Genomic DNA, 13,133 nt, shown 5'->3' with positions numbered 1-13,133 from the left:
CCCACTAGCCCTATCTGCCACTTCGACGGCGTCCGCGTTCTCGGGGTCGATTAGCACAAGCGGAAACACGTCCGCGGCGACGGTTCGTCTTCGTTCGTCACCGTCCTGGTCGACCTGACCCCGGTGGTGGACGGCACCGGCCCGTCGCGCCTGCTGGACATGGTCCCCGGGCGCTCGGCGAAGGTGCTCACCGAGTGGCTCGATGCCCGCGACCAGGTGTTCCGTGACCGAGTCAAGGTTGTCACGATGGACGGATTCGCCGGCTACCACGCCGCCGCCGCCAAAACCGTGCCCGCTGCTCGGACGGTGATGGATCCATTTCACGTCGTGCAGCTTGCCGCCGACAAGCTCACCGTGTGCCGCCAACGCATCCAGCAGGCCACCACGGGGCACCGCGGCCGCACCGGCGATCCCCTTTACGGGATCCGCCGGACCCTGCGCACTCGGGTCGAACTGCTGACCGACAAACAGAAGGTCCGCCTGTTCAAGGCGTTCACCGCCCACGATGCGCACGCGGCGGTGGAGGTCACCTATGGCGTTTACCAGCGACTCATCACTGCATACGAGGCCTCGGGCAGACGGGAGGGCAAGATTGCGATGTACAAACTCCTGCGCTCGATCCGGTCCGGCGTACCCAAGGAACTCCCGGAGCTCGCGCAGCTCGGACGCTCTCTCTGGAAGCGCCACCGCGAGATCCTGGCATACTTCGACACCCGGGCTTCCAACGGCCCGGTCGAGGCCATCAACGGTCGCCTCGAGCACCTGCGCGGAATCGCCCTGGGCTTCCGAAACCTCAACCACTACATCTTGCGGTCACTGATCCACTCCGGTCAGCTTCAGGACCGGATCAATGCACTCTGATTCCGGAAGGGCCGGTTAACTGGAGGGGTCCGCCGGGGCGAGACGGATCGAGAGTGCCTCGCAACGAAGTTTTCGTTGCGAGGCACTCTCAGTGGGTCAGAATTCCGAACAATTCTTCTTACGGGATAGTAAGTCCCCACGCCGCGCGGGCATCGCGGCCCGAGTAGTCAATTGCAATCGACTTCTCATTGGTGTACTCGTTGATGGCATTCGGGCCCATCTCACGGCCGAATCCGCTCTGCTTCACACCTCCGAACGGCAGTTGGCCTGACAGGGCGTGCCAGTCATTGATCCATACGGTGCCAGCCTCAAGTCGATGCGCTAGGTCCATTGCGACCGTATAGTCGGTGGTCCAAACGCCGGCCGAGAGTCCGTACTCACTGGTGTTGGCCTCTGCCACGACGGCATCGATATCGTCGTATGCCATCACTGAGACCACAGGGCCGAAAATCTCCTCCGTAGTGATCTTCATGTCAGGTGTGACGTCGGTGAAGATTGTCGGAGGAACCCACATGCCTTCCCTGTTCAGGTCAGCAGGAAGTTCGGCCTGGAATGCGACGGTTGCCCCATCCTTCTTACCGCTGTCAATGAACCCTTCCACGCGTTCCCGCTGAGCTCGGTTCATCAAGGGTCCGATGTCGGTGCTCATATCTGTGGGATCACCGATAGTGAGCTGCGATGCGCGCTGGACAAGGCGATCAACGAACTCGCGATAGATGGTTCGGTGGACGAACAACCGGGTGCCGGATTCACATGCTTGGCCGGCGTGGACCAAGAAGGCCCAGAGTGATCCGTCTACCGCCAGGTCGAGGTCGGCGTCGGGGAGCACGATGTTTGCTCCCTTTCCGCCGAGTTCCATGGTGACCTTCTTGACACGCTCTGCAGCGTTCGCCATGACCGTCCGTCCAGTGGCAGTGGACCCCGTGAATGAGACCTTCCGGACCTTTGGGTGCTTGGTAAGATGCCCACCGACTTCGGCTCCATCACCAGTGATGACATTGAATACGCCATCGGGCAATCCCGCAGCCTTGAGCACCTCGGCCAAGATGAGAGCCGTTGACGGCGTCTTCTCGTCGGCCTTGAGCACGACAGAGTTGCCCGCTGCGATTGCCGGGATCGACTTCCACACCGTGAGGAGCAGTGGAAAGTTCCACGGAACGATTCCTGCGACGACGCCAATCGGTTCACGACGAATGATGCCGACTACGCTGCCGCTTACCATGGTCGGCTGATCGGTGACGTGTCGTCGCGCCAGGTCGGCAAAGTAGCGGATATGCATGACTGGGAAGCCGACAGAGAGACCTTGAGCGAGCCTGACCGGTGTGCCGTTCTCTCGCGAGGCGAGCAAACTGATTTCTTCGGCGCGGGCTTCGATCGCATCCGCTGCGCGGTCGATTACCGCCGCCCGCTCATGCATCGGAGTTTCGCGCCAGCCGCTGCTGGCGAAAGCCGCTGCGGCGGCTTCGACCGCAGCGTCGACCTCCGCGGTTCCTCCCTTGGCTAGCGTGGCAATCACCGTGCCATCACCCGGGCTGACCACGTCATAGGTTTCGTCGGTATCGACAGACTTGCCGTCAATGAAGAGTGAGTAGTGCGTCATGTTCCCAGAACCAACTTTCTGAACTTGAATGTGTACTCAGCTTCCTTAGCCCAGGAAAGTGTCCTGTGGTGTGTGGTGCTGGTCATGAAACTCAAGCCTCTTCGTAGGTGATGATGCCGCGCAAATTTTTGCCATCCAACATGTCTTTGTATCCTTGGTTAACCTGGTCGAGGGTGTAGGTAGTAGTGACCAGTTCGTCGAGCTTGAGTTCTCCCTCCATATACCAGTCGAGCAGGCGGGGGATATCAATGCGGGGATTCGATGATCCGAACAGACCGCCGCGAATTTCCTTCTCGTACAAGGTGAGGGTTAACAGATCCAGGTCGACCTTTATTTGATCGCCCGGTGCACTCGAGGTCAGAACCAGCACTCCCCGTTTGCCGACCAGCTTCAGTGCTGGCTCCACCAGCTCGCCCTCAGCAACGCTGGTGGTCAGGATGGCCCGATGCGCCAGGGTGCCCCGAGTTAGCTCCGCGATAAGGGGCAGGGCTTCCTCCATGCTTGCGGCCACATGCGTTGCGCCGAACTCCTTGGCGCGCTCTCGTTTGTAAGCCACAGTGTCGATCGCAATGATGTTCTTGGCACCTGCGAGGCGGGCACCTTGTACTGCGTTCATGCCGATTCCGCCGACGCCAATCACGGCCACCGTGTCTCCGGGCTGGGTGCCCGCGGTGTGAAATGCCGAACCCCACCCCGTCGTGACGCCACACCCTACGAGCGCGGCCCGATCAAGCGGAACATCGTCACGGATCTTGATGACATTGTCCTCGTGGACAACAACATACGGGGAGAAGGTTCCCAGCAAGCACATCGTCCCTACGCCTTTGCCACGCGCTTGGACCCGGTGGGTCCCGTCCGAGAGCGCCACTCCTCCGAAGAGGTGGGCTCCGAGATCGCAAAGATGCGAATGTCCACTGACACAGGAGTAGCAACGGCCGCAGGAGGGGATAAACGCCAGCACGACGTGGTCGCCCGGCACGATTCCCTTGACTGCGGAGCCGACTTCCTCAACGATTCCGGCGCCTTCGTGTCCACCGACCATAGGCTCCAAGCCGACAAAGATGCCGGAGTCGATATGGTCGTCCGAATGACAGAGCCCCGACGCTGCGAGTTTGACTCGTACTTCATCAGGCCGAGGATCACCCAGTTCGATCTCTTCGACTGACCAACCCTTGTTCGCGCCAGGCTCCCAGCAAATCGCGCCTCGTGTTTTCATCAGAAAAATCTCCTGTCTCTTCTCGATATTCCTCAGTCGCTCCGCGCGGCCAAGGAGGTTGATAGGAACAAATGGGGATGTCAAAATTTGCTACACGCTGGCCGATTCAGTGTGTGGAGAACCACCATCCCTGATAGCAGTCGCTGTCATAGCCAACCTTCTCTCGCTGAGGTTGTTTGAGCGAACAAGCCAGGCCCACTCGGCTGACCCACCACGCGCTGCCACTCCCAAACGGACGACTGTGTCCTGCGCCACAAGTAGAACACAGACCACATCTTGCCGCAAGCCCCGCTGATTCATGGGGCGTGATGGAGTCGGGTTTCTACGGATGTTGTGTCCGGCGGGTCGTGTAGACGTGTTTGGGCGCCGGCTGGCGCTGCCGGTGGGCGGGTCTCCGGGTGGTGCTGTCGTGGGTGGGCAGGTGGGGTCAGGCCGGTTTGGGGATCGCGGCGATCGTGTGGAACACCGCTTCGATGGCGGTGGCCCAGGGCCAGGTCTCGGGGATTTTGACCCGTCTACGTCGGCTGCTGCGGGTCAGTAGGGCGGCGACGTGGAGGAAGCGGTAGCGCATCGCTTTGGGCTCGCACGCTGCGAGGATGGTGGCGGCGCCGGTGCAGGCCAGCATCCGGGTCCAGGCGACGAGGTCGGCGGCGATCATCACCGCCACCAGCCATGCCTGGTTGAGAGCGAACTCTCGCGAGGGCAGACGGCCCAGGCCGGTGTCTTTGGCGTGGCGGATCCGGTCCTCCACCCGGGCGTGCGCCCGATGCCTGGCCTCGAGGAACTGCAGTTGACCGGTGGCGGTGTTGGTGACGAACGCCTGGTAGCGCCACCCGTCGAGTTCCTCGAACATCGACAACTGGGCGCCGGGGTGGGGCCGCTCACGGCGGACGATGACCCGCATCCCGTCGGGCCACTTGGCGAGCATCCTGGGCGGCAGCAGTCCAGTCAGCTCGGCGATCTCCGCGCCCGGCCTCAGGTCGCCGTCTTGATTCACCGCTGGCCCCCACGCGGTGTCGGGGGCGATCGCGATGGCCCGGCGGATTCCGGCGGTGATCGAGAAGCCGACCGAGTACTCCACCCGCCGACCACGGATCCGATTCTGCTCGGAGATCCACTCCAACAGGTCATGGGAGGCGCCGGCGCCGTCGGATCGGATCAGCACATCACGCCGATGGGCGGCGGGAATCTGGGCGATGGCTTGCCCCAGGACGTCGATGTGGTCGGCCGCGGTGTTCGACCCCGCGTTGCCCGGCCGCAAGCTCGCAGCGAGGAACTCTTCTGTGTTGTCGCACCACACGCCGATCGGGTGGTAGCCGAAGGTGCGCTTGTAGGTCGGCGCGCTCTGTTCTTTCTCGCTGTGGGTGACCACGATGGTGGCGTCCACATCGAGCACGACCGTGTCCCCCAGATCCCGGCCCGCGCACTTGGAGGCCGGCACCCCGCCGGGCAGCTGGGACCACACATGCCGCCGCGTACGGGCCCGCGCGACCTGGATCTTTTTGCGTTTACCAGCGGTGACCTCGTCCAGGGCGCGCCACACCGTCGGAGAGGAGGCGACCGGACCCAGGACAGTGGATTGGTGGCGCAGGACGCGGATGTCGGCGATGGACGTGCCGCCACCTGTGAGCATCACCGCGACATCGGTCAACACCCTGCCACGGTCATGGATCGGGATGGATCGGCGCTGCGCCATGGCCCCCGACAGCTCGGCGGTCAGGCCGACGCGATCAGCCAGAAGACGCGGCGCGATGACCCCGGCATGAGCAATCACCCCGACATCCTCGACGGAGAACGACAGACCAGACGACCACGAAGTACGCTTCACCTACCGAGTGCTTTCTGCTTGAGGATCAGGAACCTTAAACAAGTCCCAGTTTCCCCTGTTCAGGAAGCACTTCGGTCTATTTTCACCCAGCGATCCGCAGATCCCCGTGAACTACCGGGGCTAGAAGATCTGGTCGCGGCATGCGGATCCGCGCAAGAAGTGGAGGACGCGCTCGACGGCCTCGCTGAAGTGGCGCTGGAACACCTTGAATTGGTAGTGATCGACCTGGATGTTGAGGACAATGCTCAGGTCATATTCGAGACTCTCAACGCCCGCGGCACTGCGCTGAGGGCCTCCGACTTGATTAAGAACGCCCTGTTCCGCACTCTGCAAGACGGCACCGACGACATCGAGGGCCTATACACGAGGTACTGGGAGCCTTTGGAAGCCGATCAATGGCAGAAGGAGGTGCGGGTAGGACGACTCACGCGGCCGCGGCTCGACGTGTTCGTCGGGTACTTCCTGACGGTGCTCCTGCAGCGTGAGGTGCAAGTCCATCAGTTATTTCCGCAGGCCCGCGGGTACTTCGACGGCGACAAGGAGGCGGCTGCCGAGTTCCTTCGCGAGATGTCACGCTACGCGAATGTGTACTCGGGAATCGACGATCGCTCGATCGCCTCGGATCTGGAGAAGATCGCTCTGGACCGTCTGGAGATCGTGGACACCCAGACGATCATGCCGGTGCTGCTGTGGCTGTTCGCGAACTCTGGTGGAGCACAAAGAGAGCGAGCGCTGGCACTGCTGGAGGCATACCTCGTCCGTAGAGCCATCTGCCGGATCACACCGAAGAACTACAACCGACTGTTCCTGGAACTGACTCGCAAGTTGGAGTCGGCGTCGGTGAGTGCCGACGTAGTTGTGGAGCGGTTCCTCGTCGGTCAGCGTTCGGATTCCGGGGTGTGGCCGACCGATGCCCAGATAGTGGCCGACATGTCGCGGCTGCAGCTCTACCGACTTCTGAAGCGAGATCGCCTGCAACGCTTACTGCTGGCGCTGGAAAACGAGCTGACCACGGAACAAACCGAACCTGTGCCGCCGAGTAAGAAGCTCTCAGTCGAACATCTCATGCCCCAAGCGTGGCATGAGCACTGGCGGCTCGACGCGGGCGATAATGTCGAGGAAGATCGCCGTGACGAACTCGTCCACACGATCGGGAACCTGACGCTGATCACCGGCAAGCTGAATTCGAGCATTTCCAACGGAGCCTGGATCACGAAACGCGAAAGTCTCCTGAAACACTCGGCACTGACCTTGAACAGGTCTTTGCCGGACATATGGGATTCGGACGCGATCGAGCAGCGATCTCGCATGTTGGCCGGTGTCGCCACTCGGATCTGGCCGCGACCCGATGAGGCTCCCGCACACGACGAGATCTCAGACGGCGACCGAGAACTGCGACCGGACCGGGATCGATCCGTCACCACTACGCGGTCTCGGCGACCGAGCAGGCCATCCACGCGTGCTCGCCGAGACATCGGGCAGCACATCGTCAGTGCCTTCGAAGACCTGGGAGTTGGTCAGTTTCTAACGATCGGCGAGATTGGGCGAGCTCCGTCGGAGGAGTATCCCGCGAACGACCTCCCCTCCCAGGGAGCGATCGCTGCACGCCTCTTCCCCAAAAACGGCCGGCCGTCGACGGTCCCCGGGGTGGAGAGCGCCATCGTCAACGGGCGACGCGGTGCGCGGAAGCTCCCGGAAGCGTAGGACGAGGTTCCCGGTCATGTCGGACGGGATCATCTCGCGGTGTCGCTTGTCACCCGATCAGGGCCGCGGCCTTGTGTTCGATCCGGTGTGCCTCGACCTGGTGCTGGGCCAGGCCGCCGCGGACTGTCGGCTCGACGTACCAGTTCATCAGCATTGTGTTCCTCGCTCGTGGGCTGGCGAGCTCCCGCGCCTCCTCTCGGGTGAACAGCCAGACTGTGTCGGTGCTTAGCAAAACCGCAGCGAGCAGCTCAGCACGCAAGTCAACCGGGAAGGACCAGCCCGGTGCGAGCGCGCCCTTGCCGCCAGCCCGAACAGGCTTGTCCGTGGACTTGACCTGGATCGTCCGCGCGGCGTTGTCCGCCGAGGAGTACGCGACCAGATCGACGCCGGAGTCGGTGGTGAGCCGGGCGCTGTCTAGGCCGAGCCGCAGCAGACGGTACTGGACGAGCAGTTCGCCTGCCGCACCGATGTGGAGCGAGCTCACTCGCGGACCGTCTGGTCGTGGACAGTATTGACCTTCGCCGCGTCGAACTCAAAGGCACCTACGCCGGGCAGCGCGGCCACGGCTCCGTTGGCTGTCATCCGTCGACACTCTGTCTCATCACTACGAATGACTACCACGAATGGCCAGTCGGAGCAGGCGGCAGTCGAACCGCCTCCTCCAACCGCCGGCGGTTTGCCAATGGGCACTGGTGTCCGCCATTCCAGCGGTCGCCGCCCAGGCGTCCGGCCGGCAGTGGTCTCTTTGTCGGCGCCAGGCGCTAGTGTTCACACATCGGGTCGCGGGTGGGCCCACTGCGAACCAGTTCAGCGCACGACGATTGACGATTGGAGCCTCGATGAGCGAGCGGAACAAGGGCGAGGTCATACCGCTGTGGACGCTGGCGACAGCTCCTGACTCTCTGCCGTTCCCGTTGGAGGACAGGTTGACGCCGTCGCGCTTGTCCGAGCTGCGCACGGTGCTAGCTGCACTCGTCGAGCGGCCGGTCGCGACCCTGGAAGCCCATCCGAGGCCCGGTTCGGTCGACACGACCGGAGGGCTGCGGCTGGGCAGCGCGAGCCCGCTGGCGGCGGAACTGTCCAAGGTCGCGGCGCAGGCTGCGACCTCGATACCCAAGTCAGCCAGCGGAGAGGTCCTCTACAGGATGGTCGTGCCCGCCAAGGTCGCGGCCCAGGTCAGCGGCGGCGTGCTGAAGCCGATGATGGCGAAGGGCGTGCCGGGTGGCGTGCGCGGAGCGCTCGTCGGGGCAAAAGGGATTGGCGCCCAGGCCGCATTCGTGCCGGTGACCGCTGGTGCGGCCGGGGGCTCGGCCGCAACGGCAGGCGCGGCCGCTGCGGGCGCGGGGGCCTTGACCGTCGCCGCTCCGCTGATCCTGCTGGCTGTAGCCGCTGGGGCGAGCGCCTACTCCGACCAGCAGCGCCGGAAGGAGATGGAGCGGATCACCGAACTGCTGGACAAACTCCACCTAGACCGGCTGGACGATGAGCGCGACAAGCTCGACGGCTGCCGAGGCGCGATCGACAAGGCCACGGCGATCCTGCTGGACAAGGGAAAGGTCGGGGCGACCCTGGGAATCGACAGCGCCACGCACACCATCGACACCTCCTTGGCCGCAGCCGCGCGCCGGATCGAGAAGTGGCAAGACGCGCTCGACGAACTGCCCGCCGACACAGTGGAACTCCCGAAGCTCAACGCCGCGATCGAGGGCGTCGAATCCCCCGACAGCGAGTTCTACGCCCACCTCGAACTGGCCGAACTGGCCATCGCCCTCAAGCGCCGGGTCATCGTCCTGCAGGCGGTAGAGCACGCGCAGCAGGACCCGGAGAACCTGTTCGAGTCATTCACCTCGTCTCTGAAGCTCGATTCGCAGAACCTCGACGCCGTAGTCACCGATCTGCACGACGTCCTGACCAGACTGTCGACCCTCAGACTCGATCGCCCGCGCGGAGTCCGTGACTTCACGTTCCGCGCCGGATCGGTCGACCGGCTCCTTGACACCTCCTACCGACTGCGTGCGCTCGGCGACAGGGTGCCTGACGCGTCCCGGGGGAACGATGTCATCGTGGATGTCATCCAGCAGGTCGACGGCTCGGTCACGGTCCTTCCCGCCGCACGCGCACCAAGCGTCGCAATCTCGTGAGGGTCTGCACGGCACGACGATTGCAGCAGGATGCGGAGTCGATCCGCATTTGCTCTTGGCGAAAATCGCCGCCAGCGCCGATCAAGCGGCTGAGCCAGCACGCCGGTGTACTCGTCGGCCTTCTTGGCCGGTCTCGTCCAGCCGTTCAGAAGTGGCCGTGATAACCGAGCGTTTTCTTGAACTCCGTGAGATCGGTGTAGCTCGGGGGCTTGGTGTCGGGCATCGCGATTCGGGAGAACGGGTCGAGGGTCGAGACGTACGCGCGGCACCACTCGACCCATTCGTCGGCGGCCGCGCGATCTGCCCCGTCCAGGTCGTGGGCTCGCCGCTCCACCTCATCAACGAACTCAGAGAGTTCGTTCCTGCGCACGTATCGGGAGAAATCGGTGAGTAGCGCGTCGACTCGCCGTTGCTCGTAATATGCCTCTGTGGCTCGCGCAGTCGCGCGCTCTTCGCGCTTGCGACGCTCGATGGCTTCTAAGCGCTCGCGCTCGATCCGGTCCTTCTCGCGCTCGTTTCGGACGAAGAGTGACGACAGCACGTCGTGGAGCCGGTATTCGAGCGCAAGCGACTTCGTGTCGGACCAGTGCTTGCGGCTGCTGTATCTGCCGTCGTCGTTGGTATGAATGGTCAGGCGCTCGGTCTTCACGTAATCGTGAGAGGGGATGTAGCCATACCCTCGGCGCTGACGCTCCTCCTCAGCACGAGTCGGCACATGCGGCACGTGATCGGTGCGCTGGGAGATCGACACCACGCAACGAACCTCGTCGAAGTCGAAGACCAGATGACCGTGGTAACCATCGAACGCCTGCCGATAGCCGTGGTGGTCGATCGCGACTGCCGAGACATCGATTCCGCGAGCCTTGGCTTCGAGCGCGAGCGCGTTGAGAAGACGGAACGCACGCGCTCTCACGGTGGTGGGAGTGATGCTTGACAGGGCCTTCTCGGTGCGGAGCTTGGCTACTGCGGGATGACTCTTGCGGCTTCGGTCCGGATCGGCGATCTCGCGAGGCGTCTGGGTGATCCAGTCCGAGACCGAGGCCAGCCGGATCTCGACCCGGTTTCCCAGTTCGGACAGCAGGAGCCTGTCGTCGTCGGGCAGGAGCCCTCGTCCGTTGACGATGCCGACCAGGTGCGAGTAGCCCGGAGAGTCGGCGGTGACCTCGCGCACCAGTCGGCCCCCCAGCGGCCAGCACGTCGTCGACGAGCTTGCGAGTCGGCTTGGGCTCGCCGGGAGAGCGTGGCGGTCGCGGCTTCGGGTTCGAGCGCGACTGAGGCGCGGGCTGATCGGGCGATGTCTCCTTGGCGTTCTTGCGCACCTTCCAGTGGTCCGCTGGGTAGTCGCCGTGGGCGAGGTAGTAAGCGCCGGCGGGCAGAATCTCCGCACTCCAGCCTCCGCCCTTCTTCGAGACCGTCAGGAGCCGCCGTCCCGCGAGCGCATTCGCGGTGGTCTTGTACGAATGGCCGGTCCACTTTCCGTCGGGACAGCCGTCGGCGACCCACTGGAGCAGCTCAACCTGACCTTGGTGAAGCGGATCTCTGAATGACACAGCTCAGCCTCTCGGCGCCTAGACCGCGCTCGCGGTCAAGTCGGTGAGCACCTTGTGCACTGTTCCGACGGACACGCCGACACCCCGGGCGATCTCGCGCACTGACTCGGCCTTCGCTCGACGAGCCAAGATAGCCGCGCGCTTGTCGTCGTCGACCACGCTCGGCCGGCCACCGACCTTGCCGCGACGCCGTGCGGCCTCCAGGCCGTTCTTCGTCTTGCGGCTGATGTCGCGGCGCCGGTCCTCGGCCAGCGCGAGTGCCAGATCCAGCACCAGGGACCGCTCGGTGTGCTCGCCGGCCGCGATGCCGTCGAGCACCTTCACGCCGACGCCGCGCTCGAAGAGCGCGTTGAGCGTGATGAGGCCCTCCAACAGATTGCGGCCGAGGCGGTCGACCTCCTGCACGGTGAGCAGGTCGTCAGCACGCAGGTAGTCCAGCGCCGCCTTGAGACCCGGTCGATCGTCGACGCCGAGCTTGCCCGACACCTTCTCCTCGAACACCTTCACGCAGATCGGTTCGAGCGCGTCGCGCTGACGGCGCGTCTCCTGCTTGTCGGTACTGACACGCACCAGTCCCACGAGCGCCATGACTGCCCTTCGTTCAACAAATATGTTCACAATCCCGTCTTCACAGTACCAGTTGTTGAACGAGTTGTTGAACAATGTGGCGCAGTGTGCAACTCGAACGCAGGGGGTGTTCACGCCGTTCGGTCAACGACCGTTTCCTGAACGGTCGTGTGAGCCGACGTGGGGGCGTGTCCGCCTGTGAAATGATCGCGTCATGACCGAGCCGCAGAGAGTGCCTGTCGCGATCGTGTACCAGAACTCGGACTTCGTCGGTTCACTGATACAAGCAGTGACGGGCGGAGGACTCGCTCAATCGGGTGAGACTGAGTTCACCGACGGCACCGACAGCTCGCACGAATCACAGAACGGTTTCGACGCGCAAGCGAGCGGGGGGATTCAGGCACCCGGCGTCGCGAACGTTGCAGGGAGGCTCGGTGGCAAACGTGCGCGCACCACCGGGACATCGGAGGAACACCGCCGGCGTCATCGCTTGGACATGTCGTACGACATCAGTTATCACTTCCATCAGCTCCGATCGATGCTCGCCGACCAGACGAAGACCGTGGCCGACACGGCATCGGCCACGGGCCTCGTCACCGGCGACATCGTTACATTCACAGGTCGGCTAGAGCCCGACCCGATCAGCGCTGTGCTTGATATCGCGAGCCCCGAACTTGCAGCCGAGATTGCGCGGTACGTAGCGCGCAGGAAGCGTCTGCAGGTAACCGGCGACGACTTCGATGTTGATGAGCTCCGGGCATCCTGGGAAAGCGCCGAGCAGTCCGCGACCACGAACGCGGACCTCGCCCGTGCGGTGACCTCGGCTCTGCATACCGACTTTCGGCGCAGAACCACGATCGAGTACCACGCCACCATCGGCGACGCCTTGACCGGCATCGTCGTGTGCGAGAACGAGCACTTCGTGACTGCCGATCCAGATCGCCTTCTGGACGGAGAGTTCACGGTTCTGGGCAAGGTTGTCACCTCGCCGGAGACCAACACTCCCGTCCTGCGAAAGAACAAGCTTCTGCGAAGACTGAATCCGCAGTGGGTCGCCTGGCTCTTCGACCAGATCGGGTCCAACGACCACTTTGAGCGCGACGAGTCGTACCAGAGTTTTCTATCAACGATCAGCGCCGAAGATGACGGCGACGAGACTGCCGAGGTGCCCCCGATCGACCTCAACTTCCCGGCGATCATCGAGGGCGTCTCGTTCGTCGTCCTCCCCATCGCAATCTTCGCCTGACGGCGGCGAGCGGCCAGCAGAAGTCTAAGACCTCAGCGCGAGCGAGTCCGAGCGGTCGAGAACCGACTTCGGTTTGGCGCTCGGCCCACCACCGCGCAATGTTGGAGCAGGGTGTAGCCCAGTGGCACGAACGCGTGTTCGGGACTGTCTGCACCGGGTGACAAGATTGAGCGCATGGGTCGGATCGAGTGGACGAGATTGCAGGGCGAGGACATTGAGGCAGTCGTTGGAATGCTGCTCTGCTCGATGTATCCCAACGCCTGGCGCATCCGTCCGGGAAAGGGTGACGGCGGCGTCGACATCTTCGTCCCTGCTGACCCGGCCCGGCAGCGGCGCAAGGTGTTTCAGGTGAAGCGATACGCGAGCAACCTGACGAACAGCCAGAAGAGGAAGATCAAGGGTTCCTTCGATCGGGTCCTC

At 63.5% G+C, this 13,133-nt stretch carries 9 protein-coding genes and 2 pseudogenes; 5 read left to right on the top strand and 6 right to left on the bottom strand.

The window, feature by feature from the left end; translation table 11 throughout:
• Positions 1-21: 21 nt before the first annotated feature.
• Positions 22-861, top strand: a pseudogene (locus tag P5P27_RS04460) (ISL3 family transposase); the annotation flags it as partial.
• Positions 862-979: 118 nt separating this feature from the next.
• Here the strand turns inward: P5P27_RS04460 and P5P27_RS04455 are convergent.
• The 3 genes from P5P27_RS04455 to P5P27_RS04445 all read right to left on the bottom strand — a co-directional run bounded on the left by P5P27_RS04455 (position 980) and on the right by P5P27_RS04445 (position 5,505).
• Positions 980-2,461, bottom strand: coding sequence for an aldehyde dehydrogenase family protein (locus tag P5P27_RS04455; protein ID WP_006897513.1), 1,482 nt, complete (start codon positions 2,459-2,461; stop codon positions 980-982).
• A 91-nt stretch (positions 2,462-2,552) separates the two neighbouring features.
• Entirely contained in the window at positions 2,553-3,677 is a 1,125-nt protein-coding gene (locus tag P5P27_RS04450) for an NDMA-dependent alcohol dehydrogenase (RefSeq protein ID WP_006897512.1), read from the bottom strand.
• Positions 3,678-4,104: 427 nt separating this feature from the next.
• Positions 4,105-5,505: an IS1380 family transposase gene (locus P5P27_RS04445; RefSeq protein ID WP_039867814.1), complete on the bottom strand. Its 1,401-nt coding sequence runs from the start codon at positions 5,503-5,505 to the stop codon at positions 4,105-4,107.
• A 159-nt stretch (positions 5,506-5,664) separates the two neighbouring features.
• Between P5P27_RS04445 and P5P27_RS04440 the strand changes: the two genes are divergently transcribed.
• Positions 5,665-7,209 (top strand): DUF262 domain-containing protein, encoded by a 1,545-nt coding sequence (locus P5P27_RS04440; RefSeq protein WP_278126580.1) that lies wholly within the window; start codon positions 5,665-5,667, stop codon positions 7,207-7,209.
• A gap of 49 nt (positions 7,210-7,258) precedes the next feature.
• On the opposite strand, the gene P5P27_RS04435 is transcribed toward P5P27_RS04440, so the two are convergent.
• Complete coding sequence (locus tag P5P27_RS04435; RefSeq protein ID WP_278126578.1) at positions 7,259-7,693, bottom strand: hypothetical protein; 435 nt, start codon at positions 7,691-7,693, stop codon at positions 7,259-7,261.
• A gap of 355 nt (positions 7,694-8,048) precedes the next feature.
• On the opposite strand from P5P27_RS04435, the gene P5P27_RS04430 reads away from it, so the two are divergent.
• A complete protein-coding gene (locus P5P27_RS04430) occupies positions 8,049-9,350 on the top strand; it encodes a hypothetical protein (RefSeq protein WP_278126576.1) in 1,302 nt (433 codons plus the stop codon).
• 145 nt (positions 9,351-9,495) lie between these two features.
• On the opposite strand, the gene P5P27_RS04425 is transcribed toward P5P27_RS04430, so the two are convergent.
• Positions 9,496-10,521, bottom strand: a complete 1,026-nt coding sequence (locus P5P27_RS04425) for a hypothetical protein (protein WP_278126574.1) — start codon at positions 10,519-10,521, stop codon at positions 9,496-9,498.
• Positions 10,522-10,918: 397 nt separating this feature from the next.
• The gene (locus P5P27_RS04420) at positions 10,919-11,563 is read right to left on the bottom strand and encodes a recombinase family protein (protein ID WP_278126572.1); all 645 of its coding nucleotides are present in this window, start codon (positions 11,561-11,563) and stop codon (positions 10,919-10,921) included.
• Between the two features lie 118 nt (positions 11,564-11,681).
• Between P5P27_RS04420 and P5P27_RS04415 the strand changes: the two genes are divergently transcribed.
• The gene (locus P5P27_RS04415; RefSeq protein ID WP_278126570.1) at positions 11,682-12,713 is read left to right on the top strand and encodes a DUF6414 family protein; all 1,032 of its coding nucleotides are present in this window, start codon (positions 11,682-11,684) and stop codon (positions 12,711-12,713) included.
• A gap of 174 nt (positions 12,714-12,887) precedes the next feature.
• Positions 12,888-13,046, top strand: a pseudogene (locus P5P27_RS20735) (hypothetical protein); the annotation flags it as partial.
• Between the last annotated feature and the right edge of the window lie 87 nt (positions 13,047-13,133).

It is taken from the genome of Gordonia sihwensis (assembly GCF_029632925.1).
Lineage (GTDB): Bacteria > Actinomycetota > Actinomycetes > Mycobacteriales > Mycobacteriaceae > Gordonia > Gordonia sihwensis.
This window is presented reverse-complemented; position numbering and strand designations above follow the sequence as displayed.

What these genes read in the sequence shown, in the direction of transcription:
- P5P27_RS04455 (WP_006897513.1), bottom strand. Translation starts at nt 2,461, where the DNA reads ATGACGCACTACTCACTCTTCATTGACGGCAAGTCTGTCGATACCGAC.
- P5P27_RS04450 (WP_006897512.1), bottom strand. Translation starts at nt 3,677, where the DNA reads ATGAAAACACGAGGCGCGATTTGCTGGGAGCCTGGCGCGAACAAGGGT.
- P5P27_RS04430 (WP_278126576.1), top strand. Translation starts at nt 8,049, where the DNA reads ATGAGCGAGCGGAACAAGGGCGAGGTCATACCGCTGTGGACGCTGGCG.
- P5P27_RS04415 (WP_278126570.1), top strand. Translation starts at nt 11,682, where the DNA reads ATGACCGAGCCGCAGAGAGTGCCTGTCGCGATCGTGTACCAGAACTCG.